The sequence below is a fragment of the Nonomuraea sp. NPDC049129 genome (assembly GCF_040648495.1).
Lineage (GTDB): Bacteria > Actinomycetota > Actinomycetes > Streptosporangiales > Streptosporangiaceae > Nonomuraea.
The window spans coordinates 56479-76935 of sequence record NZ_JBEZDU010000038.1 but is presented as its reverse complement, the minus strand read 5'-3'; the positions used below and the strand labels follow the sequence as shown (position 1 = coordinate 76935).

The window sequence follows — 20457 nt, the reverse complement described above, 5'->3', positions numbered from 1 at the left end:
GCGAGGTACGACGCAGAAGGTCATACGCCCGGGCGAGGCTCACGTGGTTGCTGAGCTAGGTGAACGGCTGCTTCCCGTTCGCCTTGGCGTACGCGTTCGCCTCATCGAAGCGGGCGGTGGACCAGTTTGACCCGCCGTCCGCCTTGATCCGGCCGGCCCGGAAGTGCTCGTCCAGCACCTCGACGAAGCGGCCTTGCTGATAGAACAACCTGCAGGCGATCGCGGATACGACGCCACACGGTATCCGCGTGACCATTTCGACGGACACCGCCACGGAATAAGCACTTCCCAAGCGGCTGCGCAAGAAGCTCCGGCTACGACAACGTCGTCGTGATGGACTGGGAGCTCGTCAACGACACCCGGTCGGCGACCAGGTACCGGCTGGGATCGCCGGCGTCGCCCCTGCCGTGCATCGGCGACCGGACGGTCGGCGCGGACACTGTTGGCGTGCTCGGGATGCGAGCCGCTCAGCCCAACGTGCCGGCTCGTGGACGCCCGGCGGAGTGTTCGGCAGTGGCGTTCGACGGACTGATCGAAGCCGCGGGCGAGCGCAGGCGCGTTAGATTGCGTTGGCCCGGGCGATGGCACCGAGCCAGGTGAGGCTGGGTTTGGGGTGGCGTTCGAAGGTTTCGCGGTTTACGGCGATGAGACCGAAGGTGGGGTCCCAGCGTCCCCATTCGAAGTTGTCGAGCAGGCTCCAGTGCAGGTAGCCGCGGATGTCGATGCCGTCGTCCATCGTCTCGCGCAGGTGCTGCAGGGCTTGGCTGGTGTAGGCGATGCGGCGCTGGTCGTCGCTGGTGGCGATGCCGTTCTCGGTGACGACGATGGGGACGTCGCCGACGACGTCGTGGGTGTGCCGGACGGCGATGCCGAGGGCGTCGGGCCGGTAGGCCCAGCCCATGATGGTGTTGTCGGGATGCTCGGGGTGAGGAACGATGCCGTTCTCGTCGACGGGCTGGCTGGTGTAGGACTGCACCCCGACGAAGTCGTCCTGGCGTGCGGGCTTCGAGGTACATGTCCTCCCAGAGGTGCTGCACCTCGGCGTGCTTCTTCTCGCAGCCGGGAGCGGGGACAAGCGCCTGGTTGGCGACCGTCCAACCCACCTTGGCGCCGGTCGCCTCACGCACGAGGGGAGCGACGGCGCGGTGGGCGGCGATGAGGGCTTCGCCGATCTCGGCGTCGGGCAGAGCGCCGACGAACTGGTATTCCTTGCCTTCCGCGATGCGCCGCTGCTGACCGTGGTTGACGGCGACGATGTTCGGTTCGTTGATCGTGCACACCCACTCGACGCCGTCGAGGATCGTGCACGCCTGCTCGACGTAGCGGGAGAACACCTCGACGGCCCCCTCACCGAGCCACGCGCCTCTTTCTCCGAACCAGAGCGGATGGGTGAAGTGGTGCAGCGTCACCACCGGCGTGATGCCCAGCCGGATAGCTGTATCGATCATGCGGCGGTAGTGGGGCGAGCTGGGCCCGTGAGAACTTGCCCGGGCTCGGTTCGATACGGGACCACTCCAGGCTGAACCGGTAGGCGTTGAGGCCCGCGTCGGCCAGCAGGCGCATGTCCTCCGGGTAGCGGTGATAGCTGTCGACCGCGTCGCCGCTGAACTGCACGCCATGCTCCGCGGCGGCGTGTTCCAGCTGCCAGAAGTCGTTGTTGAGGTTGTTCCCCTCCACCTGGTGAGCGGCGGTGGCGGCTCCCCACAGGAAGCCCTTCGCAAATGATCGAGACACTGATTTCCTTTGAGAGTGCGATGTTGATGGTGGGACAGATTCAGGCGGAGCGGCTGACCGTCATGAGGGCTTGGAGCGCGTCCGTGGAGATGTCCAGGCCTGAGATGCCGATGAACTGACGCATGGTCATGGACGCGATCATCGCCAGCTGTTCCTCGGTGATCGGTGCGCCTGTGAGGCCGAGCGTGTCCATCACCGCCGAGCCCACCTCGGGATGCTCGAACCACGCGCCCACGGGCGTGTCCATGGTCAACTCGGTGGCGTTGCGCTCGCCCTCGAGGGTGAGCGCCGAGGACCGCAGCACGGTGTTCGCGTCGGCGCACACTTCGATGCGGTATTCGCCTGGGGCGACGACCCAGCGGCCGACGGTGATCTCCCAATAAGCGAAGGCACGCCGGGGAAGGTCGATCTCCACGGTCTTGCTCTCGCCGGGTTCGAGCATGACCTTCGCGAACCCTCGAAGCTCCCGCATCGGCCGCCGGACGGGTCCGGCGTCGGTCGACACGTAGACCTGGACGACGTGCTTGCCGGTCCGGTCACCCGTGTTGGTCACCTCGATGCGCGCGGTCGCGCTGTCGGCGCCGTTGCGGGTGACGCTCAGTGCCCGCGTCTCGAAGGTGGTGTACGACAGGCCGTGCCCGAACGGGTACCTCACGGGCGTCCCCGAGGTGGCGAAGTAGCGGTAACCGACCAGGACACCTTCGCCGTATCGCACGTGGCCCTGCTCGCCGGGGAAGTTCAGCCAGCTCGGGTGGTCCTGGAGCCGAATGGGGATGCTCTCGGCCAGGTGCCCGGACGGGTTGACCCGGCCGAAGAGGATGTCGGCGAGAGCGCGCCCGCCTCCCTGACCGAGCAGGAACCCCTCAAGGATCGCGTCCACGTCGTCGTGCCACCCCTCGAGGGAGACGATTCCGCCGTTGGCCAGGACGACGACCGTGCGGTGCGCGGCGGCTGCGACTTCGCGGATGAGCTCGACCTGCGGTGAGGGAAGGTCGATGGTGCCGCGATGCGGGAACTGCAGAATCGGGCTGGACGAGAAGGGCATCGGAACGGTGATCACCGCGGGAAGGACCAGGAAGCCGGCGATCAGCGCGCCCAGCAGATACAGCCACATGGCCGGTCGGCGCTCTCTCATCGCCCGACGTCCGTGAGGTCGCTCAGCTTCGCGAAGCGGCTGCCTGCGGCGAGCACGACGAGGGTAGCGGCCAGCAGCACCATACCCAGCGCGGAGCCGGTGCCGAGGTCCAACTGCCCACTGAACCGCTGCACGATCAGCTCACCCAGCAAGATGTCCTTCGGACCGCCCGGCAGGCTCGGCGTGATGTAGAAGCCCAGCGAGAGGCTGAAGACGAGAAGCACGCCGGCCACCACCCCAGGCATGGTCAGCGGTAGATAGACCAGGTGGAAGGCTCTCGCCGGCCGGGCCCCGAGCGTCTCGGCCGCCCGGACCAGGCCTGGATCGATTCGCTTCATCGCGGCGTATATCGGCAGCACCATGAAGGGCAGCAGGACGTGCGTCATGCCGATCACCACGCCGGTCAGGTTGCGTACGAGTGGTATCGGGTCGTCGATGACTCCCGCGGCCCAGAGCGCTTCGTTGATCAAGCCGGTGTCCTGGAGCAACATCTCCCAGGCGAAGCTGCGCACCAGCACGCTCGTCCAGAAGGGCAGGAGCACAGCGACGAGAAGGACGCCCCGCGCAGCCTTCCCGCAGCGACAGAGCAGATAAGCGTACGGGTACGCGATCAGCAGGCAGAATCCGGTGATGAGCACCGCGACTTTGAAGGTTGTGAACAGCACCCTCGGATACAGCGGGCTGTCCAGCACAGCGCGGATTAGCTCCCGAACGAAGGGACGCGCAGGCTCTCCATAGCCATCCCGACTACAGGAGCGGCAAAGAAGATCCCCAAGAAGGCGGTGGGGACGATCAGCGCCGGCAGCCAGCCGCCCCTGGCGAGCCGAGAGACGGCAGTTGCCGCGATCCGACTCATGGAGGCACGCTCAGCGGCTTGTTGACGACCATTGGTGGTTTCACCCCCACCAAGGGCGGTCGCACGCTCACTGACGGGCCGAACGCGTGGGGAGAGTGGGGTGTCTGACATGGGTTGAGTCTTCCGATCGCCGACCCGCGTATACCAGGGCCAGCCGAAAGCTGAACGATGAGGCCAGTTCGCGGTGTTTCCGTCGCTGCCGCTTGGCGGGATAACCCGAGATCGGCCAACGACGCATCGCGCGCCGGCTTGCACTTGGCGGCCTCAAACGCGAGACCCTCCAGGGCGCCAAGCGTTGGTCCTGCCCGCCCGGCGGTCTTCACGTGGATCACCCACTGTTCTGGGCGGGACGCGGCGCGGGCGCCAACGTCGGCATCGTCACCTCGATGGACTCCGGCGCCGCACTGGTACCGATGGTCGTCCACGCCGTCTTCCAGTACCGCGTCGACCGCCTCGTGCCGTTCCTGTACGTGGCAGGCGGGGGATTCGCCCTGGGACCCGTCATCTTCGCCGGAGCCGCCGAGCGGGCGCTCGGCCCCTTTCTTCGCGTGCCCTGTCCTCGGCCAGCGCGCCAGGCTTGAGCCGTACGCGGCCGTTGTGGAGGTACGCGCACCGCACCGCAGTCAGCAGGGCGCCTACCTCCACAACGGCTTCGCCGTCCACCTGGACGACACCCTCGCCGACCGGCTCGAGGCACTGGCCGGCGCCGAATCCGGAACGATGCTGCAAATCCGCTCGGTCGGTGGCGCGATCAACGACGTCGACGCCGAAGACTGCTGCGGTGAGAACGCCGTCTCGAAGCTGAGATACAGACCGTCCAGTGAGGGGCGAACGGTCTCCCACGCGGCGTCGAATGATCTCCATACGAACCCTGCGTGACCGGGGTCTTGTTGCAGGCCTCGCTCCCGGCAGGCCAAATTGCGGTTTTGCTGCTGATACCAGTCGCCGACGGCAAGGCTCAATCGGTCGGACTGGGCAGGTCGTGGAAGGGACGCAACCCCGGCCGACATCGGTGCAGGTGAAGGCGTAGCGGCCCAGGAAGTTGATGTGCCCATGCTGGATCGGCGACAGCTGGGCGCACATCACGTCGGTGACCGGGAAGCCCTGCTCGCGCGGCTGCTTGACGGCGGCATCCAGGCAGAGGCTGAGCAGCGACCAACTGCTCAACCGAGGCAGGTTGCTCCGGGCGAGATGCGGCGGCGGTCATGGCGCTCACCGTAGTGCCCCGAGCCACGACGAGCGGGGCATATCAGCGCAACTCGCAGGCTAGCCCAGTCACGCTCGATGCGTTGACCAGGGCTAACGCTACTTGCGTGTACTTAGTGACGGCTTCGTTAGGGGTCCCGGTAGCAATCGCGGAAAATACCACGAACCCGCCTCTGACCTGCTGTTATTCGGCTTCTTGGGCGGTTGACGATCTTTGCCGCTACGGTTCGTACTGGTTGTGGTGCTTCCGTGGAGGTTGATGGGGTTGGCGACCCAGTTCTTCTCTGATGAGCAGATGGAGCGGCTGCGGTCGTATCCAGACATCGGCCGGGAGGAGCTGATCCGGTTCTTCACGCTGACGCGGAAGGATCTGGGCTTCATCGACAACCTGGACCGTGGCGGCGGGCGCGGGCCCGCGGCACGGCTGGGGCTGGCCGTCCAGCTGTGCACGTTACCGTGGTTGGGTTTCGTGCCCGATGACATCTGAGCGGTGCCGCAGGCGGCGGTGCTTCGGCTGGCGAACCAGCTGGCTGTGTATCCGGGGATGCTGGAGCAGTACGGGCGGCGGGCGCGGGCCCGCAGTGATCATCTGAAGCTGGTGCTGAAGTATCTGGACTGGAAACCGGTTCCGACCACGGGCGAGACGCTGAAGGAGCTGGAGCAGTTCCTGCTGGACCGGGCGATGGAGCACGACTCGCCGTCGCTGCTGTTTCATCAGGCGGCGGAGTTCCTGATCAGCGCGCGCGTGGTGCGGCCGGGCGTGGTCACGCTGATGGAGATGGTAGCGACCGCTCGGACCGGTGCGGGCGCGTTGACGTCGGAGAAGGTCGATCATCTGCTGACCAGGCCGATGCGGGCGGATCTGGACCGGCTGCTGGTGCACGATCCGGAGATCGGGGCGACCCGGCTGGCGTGGCTGACGACGCTGGCGGTGGAGGGCAACGCCGACGTCGATCAAGCTGGCGATCGACAAGCTGATGTACCTGCGCGCGTTGGACGCGCATCTGCTGGATCTGTCGATGCTGCCGCGGGAGCGGCGCCGGTTTCTGGCCACGTTGGGGCGGCGCTCGACGGTGCAGGGGTTGAGGCGGCGCGAGGAGCGCCGGTTCCCGATCCTGCTCGCGGTGGTGGCCCAGTCCGCGGTGGACCAGCTGGACGCGGTCACCATCCTCAGGGAGTTGAACCGGACCGGCGGCCGGAAGGTCCCGGCCGGGGCGCCGACGTCGTTCGTGCCCGCCCGGTACGCCGACTATCTGGCCAAGGCGCGCAAGAGCGGGGACGACACCGCGTTCCGGCATTACTGGGAGCTGTGCACCGTGCTCGCGCTGCGGGATGGTCTGCGCAGCGGGGATGTGTTCGTGCCGTGCTCGCGCCGCTACGCCGACCCGGGAACCTACCTGTACACCCCCGAGCAGTGGGAGGGCAAACGGGCGGAGTTCTGCCAGCTGGCCCGCAAACCCGCTCAGGCGGCCGAGGCGATCGAGCAGGTCAAAGAGGAGCTCCACCAGGCCCCGGAGGATCTGGAGGAGACGCTCGCCAGCGCTTCCCCGAACGACGTCGGCGCGGTCCGGCTGGACGAGGCCGGACGGCTGGTCATCCCGCCGCTGTCGGCCGAGGACATCCCGGCCGAGGCCAAGGAACTGCGGGAGGAGCTGTCGGGGATGCTGCCGTTCGTACCGATCGCTTCCCTGCTGATCGAGCTGGACGCCCGCACCGGCTGGAGCTGGCCAAGAAATTCGGCGCCGGCACATGTCGTCTTCCGACGGGCAGCGGTTTCCTGTCCGCGGCAAGAGCTTGACGGCCCGGGACATGAACATCCACGGCGGCCGGGTCCTGTCGACCTACACCCATGTCTCCGACCAGTGGTCGACGTACGGCACGAAGCAGATCGTGCCGACTACCCGCGAGGGCCATTACACCCTGGACGAGATGCTCGGCAATGCCACCGATCTGCCCATCCACGAGCACCCGACCGATACCCACGGCGCCACGCTGGTCAACTTCGGGTTGTTCGACCTGGTCGGCAAGGTCCTCACCCCCAGGATGCGCGATCTGGGCTGGATCACCATGCTGCGGGTCGACACCCCGGCGGCGACCAACGCGCTCTATCCGCACGCCGGGCCGCTGCTGGCCGACCGGTGGAACGAGGACTTGATCGCCGGATGGTACCCGACCTGTTGCGGATGGGCGGATCGCTGAAGTTCGGGGAGGAGACCGCCTCGCTCATCGTCGGGAAGTGGTCGGCCGCCTCCCGGCAGAACACCCTGGCCGCGGCGTTGAAGGAGTGGGGGCGGATGCGCCGCACCATCCACGCCGCCCGCTACCTTTCGGATCCGGTCTACCGGCGCAAGATCTCCCGGCAGCTTAACAAGGGCGAGTCGCTGCACGCGCTGCGCCGGGACTTGCACTACGCCCAGCAGGGCACCATTGTCCGGCCTCACCTGCAGGATCAGACCGAGCAGGCATGGTGCCTCACGATCTTGACGAACGCGGTGATCACCTGGACGACTGAGTATTACGGATGGCGATCAAGGAACTGCGCGCTCAGGGTCGCGAGGTTCCCGACGAACTGCTGTCGTTCATCGCCCCCGGCCACCGCGAGAACATCAACTTCTTCGGCTTCATCGAGGTCGACATCGAAGCCGAACTCGCCAAACTGGACGACGGCTGGCGGCCGCTGCGCCCCACGCTGGTCAACGAGTCCGGCACCACCTTCCTGATCAACCCCTGATGCCCCCGAACCTGGAAGAACCATGATCGTGGCCGCCGCTCCGCTTTCACTGACCACCTCCGCTGCTGCTGTGATGTGATCCGACAGGATCAGGAGGAGCCAACCGGCGGTCGGCGGCGCGAGGCGTGCCGCCCCTTTTCAGGGTCCGATGTGGGTGAGCAGGGCGAGCAGTTGGAGCAGGCCGTAGGCGGCCGCCATCGTTATCGAGACAGTCCCGACCGCTGCAGTGGACCCATGGACTGGTGGGCGTTATGAAGGCCGTTGCCTGGCCCGAGTCTCCGGGGCCGGGCAACGGCCTTCGCGACGGGTGTGACGATCAAGTGGCGAAGCCAACGGCGCGAATCGGTGCGATGGAGTCATGGCTGTTGACACATCGGCCGAACTCGGTGACCTGTTCTCTGAGTAATCCCGCGGCTGCGCGGTTACGGGACGGCCCACCAGCGGCTGTCACATGACCCAAGCCTCCGGATCCGAGGAACAGGTCCGGAGGAGTGCCTGGACTCCCGGAGGAGGCGCCGACGCTCCCGATTCTGCTACGAATGGTGAATTTGATGCGCATGGTGATCAGGAGGTTTTCCCTGCACAGCTGTGCGCTGCTACAGCATTCATATCGAGGTTCCGTTCATACCTGCAGGTCGCAGCGCATCCAGCTGATGTCTGTGGTGCAGGAGATGAGCACGGTGACTGTACGGTACGGCGGCAAGCAGCCCCGGCGGAACCCTTACGGGGTGCTCGGTGTGGAATCGTCGGCCTCTGCGGAGCAGATCACCTCCGCGTACCGCCGACTGGTGCGCGTCCTGCATCCTGATGTTCGCCCGCCGGGCCGGCGGAACGGGAACGGTTCGCTGAGGTGATCGATGCCTATGCCGTGCTGCGCGACCCCGCCCGGCGCGCAGCCTACGACGCCACGCGCGGAGGCGGCGCCCGACTCGAAGGGCGGCCTGTTTCTGTCCGGGTCACCCACACGCCGGACCTTGGCCTCGACGTGTCCGCGCACGCCGTCCGCCGGCGTGTTCCTGCTCACGCGGCTGATGTGGCAGTCGTGATCGTGGAGCGGTCTTCTGCTGTTGCGCCGTTGGAACATGTGCTGCTGCGGATGGGCGCCACCCGATGGGGCCTGACTCGCAGGGATACGCGTGAGGTGCCGCGGCTCGGCTGGCCCACGGCGCGCCTGTGGTGGCGGTGAACCGCGCAAGGCGGAGCTGGTGCCATGAGGAGGAGGGCCGCAAGGAAGGAGGCCGGTGATGACCCGACCCGTCGGTATCGACCTGGGCACGACGAACTCGGTCGTGTGCGTGCTGGAAGGCGGTGAGCCGACCGTTGTCACCAACACCGAGGGCTCGCGGACGACCCCTTCGGTGGTCGCGTTCGCCAAGAGCGCTGACAAACGGCGTGCCCGCCATCGAGATCGCGGCCCGGACTGGGGCCGTTCCGATGACTACCTTCCCCGGGCAACCATGGCCAGGAGGTCGAACGTGAGGCCGGCGGCGGCCAGCGCGGTGATCTGAGCGTGGTCGTAGGCGGGTGAGACCTCGACGACATCCGCACCGACGATGTCGAGGTCCGCGAGGGAGTACAGCAGCAGCTGAAGCTCCCGGGTGCTCAGCCCGCCGGGCTCAGGGGTGCCGGTCGCGGGCGCATGGGCGGGATCGAGCACGTCGATGTCGATGCTGATGTAGACCGGCCGATCAGCCACTCTCTCCCGGAGCCGGTCGGCGGCGTGCTCGATGCCGCGCCGCGCGACGTCGAGTGTGGAGATCGTCGCGAATCCCAGCTCCCTGTCGTCCTCCAGATCCTTGGCGGCCGGGGTTGTGTGGCGGATGCCCACATGGGCGCAGTGGTTCACCGCCAGCAGTCGCTCCTCGGTGGCCCGGCGGAACGGAGTGCCGTGAGTGAGCCGCGCACCGAACATGTTGTCCCAGGTGTCGAGATGGGCGTCGAAGTGGATGAGTGCCACGGGGCCGTGGTGCCGATGGGCGGCTCGCAGCATCGGGAGGGCGACGGTGTGGTCGCCGCCCAGAGTGATGATCCGGTCAGCACTTCGATAGAGCCGCTGAGCGGCCGACTCGATCTGACTCACCGCCTCGGCGATGTCGAAGGGAGTCACGCCGACGTCACCGGCGTCGGCGATCTGCAACCTCGACCACGGCTCGATCTCGAGCCCGAGGTGGTAGGGCCTCAGGAGTTTGGAGCCGGCGCGAATGGCCTCCGGGCCGAATCGTGCGCCTGGCCGGTAGGTGGTACCGGCATCGAACGGCACGCCGAAGATCGCGACGTCGGCCCGGGAGACCTCGTCGAGCCGCGGCAGGCGGGCGAACGTGGAGGGCCCCGCGAAACGCGGGAGCTGCCTGATGGAATCGGGCGGTCCGACGATCCCTGTGTCGCCGGACTCCGCGAGCTCGTCCTTCTCAACGCTCGACAACGCGATTCTCCTCCCAAGGTGACCGGCCCCCGTCTTCTGGGCCTCACAGTAGTCAGAGCTCTCTCCCGGGCATTCGGTCGATCGCACGAGGGATTCGCGCCGCTTCCGGCCTTCGGCACAATGCGCCGATACCTGGTGAGGACAATGATGCGAAGGTCGGCATAACACCCACGAGTGAGGATTCCGCTTGCCTGAGAATGCATCGGATGCGTATGCGTCCTCGACTCCAGACCTGCTCGGCGCCTTGGACGGAGAGCGCCGGCGATTGGGCATCCCGGGTGCCGTCGTCCACGTGAGCGGTCCGTCGTACGGCAGTTGGACCCGTGCGCTCGGTGTCTGCGATCTGGCCACCGGGGTGCGGCTCACCGCCGGCAGCCGCATGAGGATCGGGAGCCTCACGAAGACCATCGTGGCGCTGATCGTCCTGCGCCTGGTAGAAGCCGGAGACCTCTCCTTGGACGATGAGATACAGGCCCATCTGGCAGAGCCGCAGATCCCGCGAGGAGTCACCGTTCGCCGTCTCCTCGACATGACCTCGGGCCTGCCCGACTACACCTCGGAGGAGTTCGTCGCCGGTCTGCTCCTCGAGCCCGACCGGCTCTGGACTCCCTCCGAGCTGCTCAAAGTCGCCCTGCGGAACCCGCAGCAGTTCGAGCCCGGCACCTCCTGGGCGTACTGCAACGCCGGCTACATCATGCTGGGAATGCTCATCGAGCACGTAACCGGCGCACGAGTCGAGGACGTCGCGCGCCGGCTGGTCTTCGACCCCCTCGGCATGCGGGAGACCGAGCTCCCGCCGCTGACGCACGACGCCGCCGCCCTGCCGGATCCTCGGCTGCGTGGGTACCACCGCCGGGACGGCGAACTCGTCGACGCGACGCGCGTCAACCCGTCCTGGGCGTGGACCGCCGGTAACGCGGTGTCCACCGTAGGCGACTTGAGACTGCTCATCGAGGCATCGGTGCGCGGCGACCTCCTCCAGGAGCAGACCCGGCGTGAACTCATGCGCACCCACCCGGTGCCCGACAGCACCATCACCTACGGCCTCGGCATCGCGAACTTCGACGGCATGTGGGGCCACAACGGCGAACTGCCCGGATTCCAATCGTTCGCCGGCCACGATCCGGCGACCGCGATGACCGTCGTCGTCCTCACCAACCTCGACGACCACTCCGCGGACCTGCTCGCCGCGTTCCTGCGCACCCGGCTCGCGAACGCTGCCGGCTCATGAGGAAAAAGCCGACACCCGAGGATTCCACCGGGCCGGAGGTGTCCGGAAACCTGTCGCTCCTCCTCGAGGATCTGAGCAGACTCGTTCGTACCGAGTCGCCGTCGACGGACCTGGACGCGGTCGGCCGCTCCGCGCGGGTGGTCGCGGACTTGGTTCATGAGCGCTTGGGGCGTCGGCCAGAGATCCTGTGCGTCGACGGAGTCGACCATGTCCTGCTGCGCGGGGCCGATCCGAAGGTCATGCTCCTCGGGCACCACGACACCGTCTGGCCGCTCGGCACGTTGGACGAGCTGCCCTACACCGAAACTGCCGGCGTCGTCAGTGGCCCGGGCTGCTTCGACATGAAACTCGGCCTCGTCCAGGCGATCCACGCTCTCGCGTGGCTGCGGCGATGCCGCGGCACCGGCGTCCTCGACCAGGTGACCCTTCTCATCACGGGCGATGAGGAGCTGGGGTCCACGACATCACGGGCACTGATCGAGCAGGAAGCAGGCCGCTGCCGGGCAGCCCTCGTGCTGGAGGCGGCCGGCCCGGGCGGCGCACTGAAGACGGGGCGCAAAGGCGTGTCCCTCTACCGGATCGAAGTGCTCGGTCGTGCCGCGCACAGCGGTCTCGATCCGGAGAAGGGCGTGAACGCGACCATCGCGATCGCCGAGGTGGTGCTGGCGATCGCCCAGCTCGCTGACCCGGCGGCCGGTACGACCGTCACCCCGACGGTGATGAGCGCGGGCACGACGCCCAACACCGTGCCCGCGACGGCCACTGTGGCTGTCGACGTCCGGGCCGGCACCGCCGAGGAGCAGCACCGCGTGGACCGGGCGATCCGCGAGGTCACGCCGGTTCTCGTCCCGGCGGAGATCCGGGTGCGGGGCGGAATCAACCGGCCGCCCATGGAACGGAGCGCGGCGGCGGCGCTGTTCAGCCAGGCACAACGAATCGCACGCCGCCTCGGCCATCCTCCGCTGGAGGAGATGACGGTCGGCGGCGCATCGGACGGGAACTTCACCGCGGGTATGGGAGTGCCCACCCTGGACGGGCTCGGTGCCGTCGGCGGCGGCGCCCACGCCCGCGACGAGCACGCGGAGATCGCGTGGATCCTCCCGCGTACGCGACTGCTCACCACCCTCATCGAGGAACTCGCAGAGTTCTAACGGCGGTCGGAGAGCACCTGACGCGCGCGCTCGCTGCTCGCCGCGAGTTCGTACAGGACTGTGATGAATCCGAGGAGATCCGCCGACGCCGTGAGGACTGTCGACACCGTCCGGTCGGCCGTCCGGGCGCAGCCGGGGATGCAGGCGGCGAGCTCGGCGGCCACCGGCGAGGGCAGGTCGACCTCGACCTCGAACGACGGGGGCGGCGGCGGACAGCTCAGTGCCGACGCGCGGGCCACGGCATCGGCGGCCCCTTCCCGCACCAGGTTCCTCGCCACGCTCGGCGCGACGGAGTCCGTGGCCGAGAATCCGTGTGTCTTCTTCACGGTCACGATCGTGGCCTCGGGGAAGATCTCGGTCGCGATCGCGCCGATGACGTCATCCCCGGTGACCAGGCCCACCGGGACACCGAGGGATGCCGCGTACAGGGCATTGACCTCGGCCTCCGACACCGGTGATCCGTTGACTCTGACCTCACCGAAGTAGGCGGAGAAGGTGTGCGCCAAGAGCCCGGGCGTGCCGGCCGGCGCGTGGTAGCCCACGAAGAGCGCCACTGCGCAGTCCTCGGTCAGGCCCTCGGCCATGCACTGGGCCTTGGGCTGCCCGAAGACCAGCCGTGCCCTCGGGTCGAGGCGCTCGTGGATCAGGTTGTCCATCGTCCCGTGGGAGTCGTTCACGAGCACGCTCGTCGCTCCGCCGTCGAAGGCGCCCGCGATCGCGGCATTGGCCTCCTCGGTCATGAGCTCCTGGGCTCGTGGGTAGCCGTATCCGCCGCGCACGATCTGGTCGAGGGTCGCGATGCCGGCGACGCCCTCCATGTCGACGGAGATGTACGCTTTCATCGCTGAGCTGCTCCTTCGTCGGTGCCACGCGTCACTCCCATTGTTGTCGAGGCTTTCGCGCCAACACTGGGTCGATCGACCGAATCAAATCGGACACAGATGTACGATCACACAATGCAAGACGGTAGGAGCAGACCAGCGGACCTGGGGCGGGTGGTCGAGCGGCTCGGCTCGACGCTGCTGACCATCAAGGCGGGGCCACGTCAGCCGGCTCGTGCCGTGACGACCGTCATCCTTCACGATCCTCTGGACCGACCCGACGTCCCGCCGGACGCAGTGGTGCTGGGCGTCGGCGTGGCGGCTGACGACAGCTTGGTCACCCTGGTCAGAGCGCTGGGCGAAGCCGGGGCCACGGCCCTCGTGGTCCGGGAGCCGCTGGCCGTCGACGAGGAGGTCGCCCGCGAGGCGGAGCGCGGCAAGGTGTCCGTCTTCGGCCTGGTGCAGGGCGCATCGTGGATCCAGGTGGCGACGTTGCTGAACGGCGCTCTGCTTCTCGGTGCCGATGGGGCGCCCGCTGTCGGCGGCGATGCGGACCGAGACCTGTTCGCCCTGGCGAACTCGCTGTCGGCTCTCCTCGACGCCCCGGTCACCATCGAGGATCTGTCGTCGCGGGTGGTCGCCTTCTCGGCTGACCAGGCCGGCGCCGACGAGCCGCGCCGCCTGACGATCCTCGGCCTCCAGGTGCCGCAGATCTACAGCGAATACCAGAGAAAACAGGGCATGTTCCGCCGCGTGTACGCCTCGGAGCGACCGGTGTTCATGCAGAACCCCGCCCCCGGCACCCGTCCTCGGGCGGCGATGAGGGTCCAGGCGGGCAATGAGCTTCTCGGCTCCATCTGGGCCGCCGTGGCAGGGCCGCTCACCCCCGAGCGGGAGGCCGCCATGATCGAGACAGCACGGGTGATCGCGCTCGAGATGCTGCGTGCCCGCGTCAGCGCCGATGCCTCCCAACGACTCGGAGTCGCCCTGCTGTCCATGCTCCTTGAGGGAGGGACCGGCGCGCGCGAAGCCGCGCAGCAGCTGGCCTTCGGTTCGTCGCCGGCATGCGTCCTGGTCCTGGGGCCGCTGCAGTACGACGACGAGGTCCGCACTGCGGCCGACATCCAGCGAACGGCCTCCGCGCTTCGGACGCACCTCAGGCCCACCTATCCGCGGGCCATCGTCGCCCAACTCGGCGGCGCGGTCTACGCCGTCGTCCCTGTGCGTGCCGCGGCCGCCCCGGCGCTGGCCGCCATGAAGGACCTGGCCGCCGAGTTCATCGCCCGTCTGGACACCGCCACCGAGTTCTGCGCCGGACTCGGCGGCATCGTCGAGGACGTCAGCGAACTCGGCTCATCCCGGCGCGATGCCGATGCCGCGATGCGGGTGCTGAGCTCCAATCCGCGCGCGGGCAGACGCGTCGCGTCACTGGCGGATGTGGCGATCGAGTTCCTCCTGCTCCGCCTCGGCGACCTGATGGCAGCCGACCGCATGGAACTGACCGGCCCGCTCGCCGACCTGGAGGACTACGACACCGAACACGACACCCAGCTGGTGCCGACACTCCAGAGCTGGCTCGAGCACTTCGGGGACGTCGCCGCCGCGGCACGAGCCGTCCACGTGCACAAGAACACGTTCCGATACCGGCTCGGCCGGATCGAGGCGATCGGCGGCGTGGATCTGGCCGACCCCGACGAACGATTCGCTCTGATGCTGCAACTCCGACTCGGCCCCGGTCGGCGATCGCCGCGGCCACCCGCGTAGCGACCGGGACCGCATCAGCCGGTCCCGGGTTGGTCGATCGTCCAAGGTCCGTGCACGCAGATCAGGCGGACGTACGATGCGCCTCTCCGACCAGGCAGGTGAGTCTTGGTGTTCCACGTCACACCCCGACTCGGACCTTAAGGCGGGCCTGCCATGAATCGACGCGCCGCTGCTTTCGCAGCCCTCCTCATCGCTCTGCCAGCTCTTGCGGCTTGCGGCGGCTCGGGCTCGGGCTCGGGCTCGGACGGGGGCCAGGCGGGCTTCGCGACGGACGGCACGTTCGCGTTCGCGATCGACTCCGACCCAGGCGACCTGAATCCGCTCGTCACCAACCTCGTCAACGCGCAGATCGTCGGAATGTACTCCTACGACACGCTGATCTTCCTCGACGCCGAGACGGCCAAGCCCGCGCCCTTCCTGGCGAAGAGCTGGACCGAAAGCCCGACCAAGGTCACCTACACCCTGAACGACGCCATCACCTGCGCCGACGGCACGCCGTTCACCGCGCAGACCGCCGCTGACAACCTCAACTGGATCGTCGACCCCGCCAACAAGTCGCCGCGCCTGGAATCCGTCGTGCCGGCAGATGCCAAGGCGAGCGCGAAGGGGAACGTTCTCACCGTCACCACCTCCAAGCCGCGGCCCTTCATGCTGTACGACATCGGCGAGCAGCAGCTGGTGTGCGAGCGCGGCCTGAAGGACCCCAAGAGCCTCTCCGCGGGGAGCGACGGCACCGGCCCGTTCGTCATCGATCGCGTCGTGGCCGGAGACTCGATCACGATGACCCGCCGAGAGGGCTACACCTGGGGCCCCAAGAACAGCACCTCGAACACGCCGGGGATGCCGAAGACCGTGACGACCAAGATCGTGCCGAGCCCGTCGACCAGAGCGAACCTGCTGCTGTCCCGTCAACTCAACGCGGCCATAGTGAGCGGCAAGGACGAGGAACGCCTCGCCGCTCTCAAGTCGCAGCCGACGCCGGCCATGTCCGGAATGATCGTCTACAACCACCATCAAGGTCTCCCGACCGCTGAGGCCGCCGTACGGCGCGCACTGACCCAGGCGATCGACCTCGACACCCTCACGAAGATTCTGACCGGCGGCAAGGGCGAACGGGCGAAATCGCTGCTCTCCGAACACCCGAGCCGGTGCGCCTACGACACCGTCCAGGGCAACCTGCCTTCCCACGACCCGAACGCCGCCGGCCAGGCCCTGCGCGCGGTGGGCAAGCCGGTCGACATCACACTTGTCTACGACAACTCCACGGACACGGGCAGCGCCGCCGCGGAATACGTCGCGAAGCAGTGGGAGACCGCCGGCGCCGCCGTGAAACTCGACGGTGGTGACGAGAACTACATCATCAGCCGGACCTTCGCGGGCAAAGACCCGTCGGGCTGGACGGCATCGCTGGGGCTCAACCTCCAGACGGGCACACCGGCCATCTTCCCGCAGTACCTCTCCGGACCTGCCGCCCCTGCGGGGACAAACTTCGCCTCCATCGACAACAAGGACTACAACCGCAGCGTCGCCGCGGCCGGCGGGCGGACCGGTGACGATGCCTGCAAGGCCTGGGCCGAGGCGGAGAAAACCCTGATGACAAGCGCTGACCTCATACCGGTGTCCGTCACGCCGTACAAGATGTACTTCAATGGCGCGACGGCGCTCTACCTGCCCGTCGGCGGCTCGGCGATCCGCGTGCTGAAGTGACCACGGAACCGACCGTCACCCTGCTGACGGGAACCGGGGCGGGACCGGATTCCGCGACCGGAACGCTCCGGGGCAGAGGTGGGCGACTGGGGGCCTTCATCGTGCGGCGGCTGGTGCGGCTCGCGTATTCGGTGGTCACCCTGGTGACCGTCGTCTTCCTGATGGTCCGGCTGATCCCAGGAGACCCGGTCCGCAATGCCCTCGGAATCAACGCGACGGCCGCGGTCGTGGAGGCACAACGCGAAAGCCTGGGACTGAACGACCCGCTGTGGACGCAGTACCTGAACTTCTGGAAGGGGCTGCTCACGTGGGATCTCGGAGACTCTTTCTCCCTTCACCTGCCGGTGACCACGATCATCGAGCAGCGCCTGCCGGCGACCCTGGAACTCGCGTTCCTGTCGCTGGCGCTGGTGCTCCTGGTGTCGATCCCGCTCGGCATCGTCGTCGCCGCGCTCACCCGAGGCGGCCGCAGACCCACCGTCGACCTGGCCTACACCTCGGCGAGCGGCCTGTTCGCCGTCATCCCCGAGTTCCTCATGGGAGTCGCTCTGGTGTACTTCTTCGCCGTTCAGAGCCACCTGCTGCCCGTGGCGGGCCGAACCGATCCGAGCTCGTACGTGCTGCCCGTCCTGGCACTGTCGATCGCGGTCGCCGCGGGCGTCTCGAGGATCGTCCGGGTCGAGGCGCTCACCGTGTTCGAGCAGGACTACATCCGGACGGCGCGGGCGAAGCGCATGTCGAGGTGGCGCCTGTACTTCCGCCACGCTCTGCCGAACCTGGTGACCTCCTCGCTCACCGTCGCCGGAATCGTGCTCGGCTCCCTCGTCGCGGGCACGGTGCTGATCGAGACCATCTTTTCGTGGCCCGGACTCGGGCTCACGATCGTGGACGCGGTGCGGAGCAAGGACTTTCCGCTCGCGCAGGGGATCGTCATCGTCTACGGCTTGATCGTCCTCGTTTCCAACCTCTTGATCGACATCGTCCTGGTCTGCCTTGACCCGCGTTCAGCGCTGAAGGACACGTGATGGCAGTGACAAGCATGTCCTCTCCCGACTCCGCGCTGGCGGGGCCGGCCGCCGCGGTGGGCGAGCCGATGCCCATGGCGGTCTCGTCTCGCCGCAGGTTCCTGACCGTCCTGCGTTCTCCCCTCGGCATCGGCGCGCTGGCCGCCCTGATGGTGGTCGCGTTCTTCGCGGTGTTCGGACCGGTGCTGTGGGGCGAGGCCGCGCGGCAGGCCGATCTGACCCAACTGTCCGCGAAGCCCAGCGCGGACCACCTCCTCGGCACCGACGCGGGTGGCCGGGACGTTCTCGCGCGGGTGCTGACCGCGACCCGGCTCTCGATCGTCACCGCCGTCCTGTCGGCCGCCCTCGGCGTGTTCGTCGGTGTGGTCATCGGCCTGCTGCCGACGATCGCGCCCCGGCGGCTGGGGCGGTTGGTCAACAGCGCCATCGGCGTGGCACTCGCCTTTCCGGCTCTCCTGCTCGCCATCGTCGTGTCGATCACCCTCGGTGTGGGCGCCACCAGTGTCACACTGGCGATCGGCCTGGCCATGGCGCCGTCCTACGCCCGGCTCACTCAGACCCTCAGTGCGTCGGTGACCGGGCGCGACTTCGTGGCCGCCGCTCGCATCCTCGGCGTCAGCCGAGCGCGGATCCTGGTACGGCACGTCCTGCCCAACATGCGAGACCCGCTCATCGTCAACGCCAGCATCGGCGCCGGCACCGCGCTGGTCGCGGCGACGGGGCTGTCCTTCCTGGGCCTCGGCGTACAGGCGCCGGACTACGACTGGGGCCGCATGCTCAACGAGAGCATGGGAGCCATCTACGTGAACCCCGCTCCGTCTCTGGGGCTAGGCGCCGCCATCGTGTTCGCCGGCGTGACGTTCGCGCTCGCCGGCGAGGTGCTCGCCCGGGCATTCGGGCTGCACCGGCCCTCCGGCCGCCGCCGGCGGCGGAAGACCACCGGCTCGACGGCGGCGGCACCGGTCCCGCAGGTCGCGGAGGACCCCGTGCTCCGCGTACGCGGCCTGCGCGTGGAGGCGCCCCGGGGGGATGGATGGGCGACGCCGGTTCGTGGCGTCAGCTTCGACATCGATCGAGGGGAGATCGTCGGCATCGTCGGTGAGTCGGGCTCGGGGAAGTCACTGACCTGCATGGCGGTCGCGTCACTCCTGGAAGAGCCACTTCACGTGACGGCGTCATCGGTCCAGTTCGACGGCACGGAACTGGTCGTCAGGGGCAAGGTGCCCGGCAGACCGCGTTCCAAGTCGCTGGCCCAACAGCTCGGTACGCGGCTGGCATTCGTCTTCCAAGATCCCTCGACCTCGCTCAACCCCGCCCTTCACGTCGGTACGCAGGTCGCGGAGGTCGGTCTGCTGCACGGCGGCCTCAGCCGGCGCGAGGCACGCCGGCGTGCGGTCGACCGGCTTGCCGCGGTACGGCTCTCCGACCCGGCTCGCCGCGCCCGCCAGTATCCCCACGAGTTCTCGGGTGGCATGCGGCAACGAGCCACGATCGCGATGGGGCTCATGGGCGAACCGGCGCTGGTCATAGCCGACGAGCCGACAACGGCCCTCGACGTCACGGTGCAGCGGGAGGTCCTGGCGCTCTTGCGGAGGGTGAACCGTGAGCATGGGACGGCCGTCATGTTCGTCTCGCACGACATTTCGCTGGTCTCGTCATTCTGCACGCGGGTCCTGGTCATGTACCGGGGAGCCATCGTGGAGAGCCTGAGCACCGAGGATCTCGCGAGCGGACGCGCGGCGCATCCCTACACCCGGGCGCTGGTGGCGGCGGTGCCGCACATGGACGCCGTCCCGGGCACCGAGTTCGCCACGATCACCGAGGGTGCCGAGTTTCCCCTCGACGCCGTAAGGGAGGGGTCGGTGTGAGCGACCTCGCCTTCGAGAACGTGGGAGTCAGGTACGGGCACGGACCCGCCGCCCATCAGGCGGTTCGTGGGGTGAGTCTCCACGTGCCGAGCGGCCGGACGGTGGGGCTGGTGGGCGAGTCAGGTTCGGGCAAGTCGACGCTGGCTCGCGCCGTCGTCGGCCTGCACGAGGCGCATACGGGCCGTATCCTGGTCGACGGCACCGATGTCGTCGGTGCCCGGGGGAGCGCCGCGTCCGTTCGCCGCACCGTGCAGCTGATCTTCCAGGACGCCAACTCCTGCCTGAACCCAAGGATGTCCATCGGCGCCTCGATCGAGGAGGCGCTTGCCGTACGCGGAAGATCCACGCGACGCGATCGCGCTCACCGGCGCGGCGAGGTGGCCGCACTTCTCGAGATGGTCGAGCTCGACCCGGCCCGTGCCGGCGATCTGCCCATGCAGTTGTCGGGGGGTCAACGTCAACGCGTCGCGATCGCGCGGGCGCTTGCCGCCGAGCCCCGGGTGCTGCTCGCTGACGAGATCACTTCAGCGCTGGATGTCTCGGTGCAGGGAACCGTGCTGAATCTGCTGATGCGTGTCCAGCGGGACCTCGATCTGACGGTTCTCTTCATCAGCCACAACCTCGCTGTGGTCAGGCAGTTGTGCGACGACGTCGCGGTCATGAAGGACGGGCAGGTCGTCGAGGTCGGATCGGCGACCGAGGTGATCGACCACCCCGAACATCCCTACACACGTGAGCTGATCCGTGCCGTCCCCCGGATCGGCACCCCTCTCTTCGGCAAAGGAACCACTCTATGAACTCTCGCC

General features: G+C 68.0%; 20 protein-coding genes and 5 pseudogenes. 15 read left to right on the top strand and 10 right to left on the bottom strand.

Translation table 11 applies throughout. From position 1 onward, the window contains the following. Positions 1-55 precede the first annotated feature (55 nt). The 6 genes and pseudogenes from AB0B64_RS55745 to AB0B64_RS55720 form a co-directional block, all read right to left on the bottom strand. Entirely contained in the window at positions 56-208 is a 153-nt protein-coding gene (locus AB0B64_RS55745) for a hypothetical protein (protein WP_358203235.1), read from the bottom strand. A gap of 351 nt (positions 209-559) precedes the next feature. Beyond that, positions 560-976: a family 1 glycosylhydrolase gene (locus AB0B64_RS55740; protein ID WP_358203230.1), complete on the bottom strand. Its 417-nt coding sequence runs from the start codon at positions 974-976 to the stop codon at positions 560-562. A gap of 130 nt (positions 977-1106) precedes the next feature. Further along, positions 1107-1448, bottom strand: a pseudogene (locus tag AB0B64_RS55735) (family 1 glycosylhydrolase); the annotation flags it as partial. Continuing rightward, positions 1348-1734, bottom strand: coding sequence for a family 1 glycosylhydrolase (locus tag AB0B64_RS55730; RefSeq protein WP_358203225.1), 387 nt, complete (start codon positions 1732-1734; stop codon positions 1348-1350). The gene AB0B64_RS55730 and the pseudogene AB0B64_RS55735, both read right to left, overlap by 101 nt. A gap of 40 nt (positions 1735-1774) precedes the next feature. Next, positions 1775-2869, bottom strand: a complete 1095-nt coding sequence (locus tag AB0B64_RS55725) for a glycoside hydrolase family 3 C-terminal domain-containing protein (protein WP_358203220.1) — start codon at positions 2867-2869, stop codon at positions 1775-1777. After that, a complete protein-coding gene (locus tag AB0B64_RS55720) occupies positions 2866-3561 on the bottom strand; it encodes an ABC transporter permease (protein WP_358203215.1) in 696 nt (231 codons plus the stop codon). The genes AB0B64_RS55725 and AB0B64_RS55720 overlap by 4 nt, the downstream gene beginning before the upstream one ends. A gap of 487 nt (positions 3562-4048) precedes the next feature. On the opposite strand from AB0B64_RS55720, the gene AB0B64_RS55715 reads away from it, so the two are divergent. Both AB0B64_RS55715 and AB0B64_RS55710 read left to right on the top strand, forming a co-directional pair. Beyond that, positions 4049-4306 carry a hypothetical protein gene (locus AB0B64_RS55715; protein ID WP_358203314.1) on the top strand — a complete coding sequence of 86 codons (258 nt, stop codon included), beginning with the start codon at positions 4049-4051 and terminating at the stop codon, positions 4304-4306. Positions 4307-4322: 16 nt separating this feature from the next. Further along, on the top strand, positions 4323-4604 hold the full coding sequence (locus AB0B64_RS55710; RefSeq protein WP_358203310.1) for a hypothetical protein: 282 nt from the start codon (positions 4323-4325) through the stop codon (positions 4602-4604). Positions 4605-4763: 159 nt separating this feature from the next. Here the strand turns inward: AB0B64_RS55710 and AB0B64_RS55705 are convergent. Then, positions 4764-4892: pseudogene (locus AB0B64_RS55705) on the bottom strand (hypothetical protein); the annotation flags it as partial. A gap of 298 nt (positions 4893-5190) precedes the next feature. Between AB0B64_RS55705 and AB0B64_RS55700 the strand changes: the two are divergent. Then, positions 5191-5712, top strand: a pseudogene (locus AB0B64_RS55700) (DUF4158 domain-containing protein); the annotation flags it as partial. Between the two features lie 681 nt (positions 5713-6393). Here the strand turns inward: AB0B64_RS55700 and AB0B64_RS55695 are convergent. Next, positions 6394-6645, bottom strand: coding sequence for a hypothetical protein (locus AB0B64_RS55695; protein WP_358203306.1), 252 nt, complete (start codon positions 6643-6645; stop codon positions 6394-6396). Positions 6646-6680: 35 nt separating this feature from the next. Here AB0B64_RS55695 and AB0B64_RS55690 point away from each other — a divergent pair. The 5 genes and pseudogenes from AB0B64_RS55690 to AB0B64_RS55670 form a co-directional block, all read left to right on the top strand. Beyond that, positions 6681-7390 (top strand): annotated as a pseudogene (locus AB0B64_RS55690) (Tn3 family transposase); the annotation flags it as partial. 62 nt (positions 7391-7452) lie between these two features. Continuing rightward, a complete protein-coding gene (locus tag AB0B64_RS55685) occupies positions 7453-7662 on the top strand; it encodes a hypothetical protein (RefSeq protein ID WP_358203300.1) in 210 nt (69 codons plus the stop codon). Positions 7663-8201: 539 nt separating this feature from the next. Continuing rightward, positions 8202-8516 carry a J domain-containing protein gene (locus AB0B64_RS55680; protein WP_358203210.1) on the top strand — a complete coding sequence of 105 codons (315 nt, stop codon included), beginning with the start codon at positions 8202-8204 and terminating at the stop codon, positions 8514-8516. Then, the gene (locus AB0B64_RS55675) at positions 8513-8848 is read left to right on the top strand and encodes a hypothetical protein (RefSeq protein WP_358203206.1); all 336 of its coding nucleotides are present in this window, start codon (positions 8513-8515) and stop codon (positions 8846-8848) included. Before AB0B64_RS55680 ends, AB0B64_RS55675 begins: the two co-directional genes overlap by 4 nt. Before the next feature lie 58 nt (positions 8849-8906). Continuing rightward, positions 8907-9047, top strand: a pseudogene (locus tag AB0B64_RS55670) (Hsp70 family protein); the annotation flags it as partial. A 53-nt stretch (positions 9048-9100) separates the two neighbouring features. Here the strand turns inward: AB0B64_RS55670 and speB are convergent. Next, positions 9101-10084 carry an agmatinase gene (gene speB, locus AB0B64_RS55665; RefSeq protein ID WP_225301984.1) on the bottom strand — a complete coding sequence of 328 codons (984 nt, stop codon included), beginning with the start codon at positions 10082-10084 and terminating at the stop codon, positions 9101-9103. A gap of 187 nt (positions 10085-10271) precedes the next feature. Between speB and AB0B64_RS55660 the strand changes: the two genes are divergently transcribed. After that, the gene (locus AB0B64_RS55660; RefSeq protein WP_357961222.1) at positions 10272-11315 is read left to right on the top strand and encodes a serine hydrolase domain-containing protein; all 1044 of its coding nucleotides are present in this window, start codon (positions 10272-10274) and stop codon (positions 11313-11315) included. Further along, a complete protein-coding gene (locus AB0B64_RS55655) occupies positions 11312-12466 on the top strand; it encodes a M20 family metallopeptidase (RefSeq protein ID WP_358203196.1) in 1155 nt (384 codons plus the stop codon). The genes AB0B64_RS55660 and AB0B64_RS55655 overlap by 4 nt, the downstream gene beginning before the upstream one ends. On the opposite strand, the gene AB0B64_RS55650 is transcribed toward AB0B64_RS55655, so the two are convergent. After that, on the bottom strand, positions 12463-13308 hold the full coding sequence (locus AB0B64_RS55650; protein ID WP_358203191.1) for a M55 family metallopeptidase: 846 nt from the start codon (positions 13306-13308) through the stop codon (positions 12463-12465). The two genes, AB0B64_RS55655 and AB0B64_RS55650, sit on opposite strands and share 4 nt — an antisense overlap. Positions 13309-13422: 114 nt before the next feature. Between AB0B64_RS55650 and AB0B64_RS55645 the strand changes: the two genes are divergently transcribed. The 5 genes from AB0B64_RS55645 to AB0B64_RS55625 all read left to right on the top strand — a co-directional run bounded on the left by AB0B64_RS55645 (position 13423) and on the right by AB0B64_RS55625 (position 20448). Continuing rightward, a complete protein-coding gene (locus AB0B64_RS55645) occupies positions 13423-15051 on the top strand; it encodes a helix-turn-helix domain-containing protein (protein ID WP_358203186.1) in 1629 nt (542 codons plus the stop codon). A 153-nt stretch (positions 15052-15204) separates the two neighbouring features. Next, complete coding sequence (locus AB0B64_RS55640; protein WP_358203178.1) at positions 15205-16758, top strand: ABC transporter substrate-binding protein; 1554 nt, start codon at positions 15205-15207, stop codon at positions 16756-16758. Continuing rightward, positions 16755-17783, top strand: a complete 1029-nt coding sequence (locus AB0B64_RS55635) for an ABC transporter permease (protein ID WP_357961208.1) — start codon at positions 16755-16757, stop codon at positions 17781-17783. Before AB0B64_RS55640 ends, AB0B64_RS55635 begins: the two co-directional genes overlap by 4 nt. Next, positions 17783-19651 carry a dipeptide/oligopeptide/nickel ABC transporter permease/ATP-binding protein gene (locus tag AB0B64_RS55630; protein WP_358203173.1) on the top strand — a complete coding sequence of 623 codons (1869 nt, stop codon included), beginning with the start codon at positions 17783-17785 and terminating at the stop codon, positions 19649-19651. Before AB0B64_RS55635 ends, AB0B64_RS55630 begins: the two co-directional genes overlap by 1 nt. After that, positions 19648-20448, top strand: a complete 801-nt coding sequence (locus AB0B64_RS55625; protein WP_357961202.1) for an ABC transporter ATP-binding protein — start codon at positions 19648-19650, stop codon at positions 20446-20448. Before AB0B64_RS55630 ends, AB0B64_RS55625 begins: the two co-directional genes overlap by 4 nt. The last annotated feature ends 9 nt before the right edge of the window (positions 20449-20457 follow it).

Bases quoted from the DNA above. Each gene is read 5' to 3' on its own strand.
- AB0B64_RS55645 (WP_358203186.1), top strand. From the start codon at position 13,423: ATGCAAGACGGTAGGAGCAGACCAGCGGACCTGGGGCGGGTGGTCGAG.
- AB0B64_RS55680 (WP_358203210.1), top strand. From the start codon at position 8,202: ATGGTGAATTTGATGCGCATGGTGATCAGGAGGTTTTCCCTGCACAGC.
- AB0B64_RS55725 (WP_358203220.1), bottom strand. From the start codon at position 2,869: ATGAGAGAGCGCCGACCGGCCATGTGGCTGTATCTGCTGGGCGCGCTG.
- AB0B64_RS55650 (WP_358203191.1), bottom strand. From the start codon at position 13,308: ATGAAAGCGTACATCTCCGTCGACATGGAGGGCGTCGCCGGCATCGCG.
- AB0B64_RS55685 (WP_358203300.1), top strand. From the start codon at position 7,453: ATGGCGATCAAGGAACTGCGCGCTCAGGGTCGCGAGGTTCCCGACGAA.
- AB0B64_RS55640 (WP_358203178.1), top strand. From the start codon at position 15,205: ATGAATCGACGCGCCGCTGCTTTCGCAGCCCTCCTCATCGCTCTGCCA.
- AB0B64_RS55655 (WP_358203196.1), top strand. From the start codon at position 11,312: ATGAGGAAAAAGCCGACACCCGAGGATTCCACCGGGCCGGAGGTGTCC.
- AB0B64_RS55630 (WP_358203173.1), top strand. From the start codon at position 17,783: ATGGCAGTGACAAGCATGTCCTCTCCCGACTCCGCGCTGGCGGGGCCG.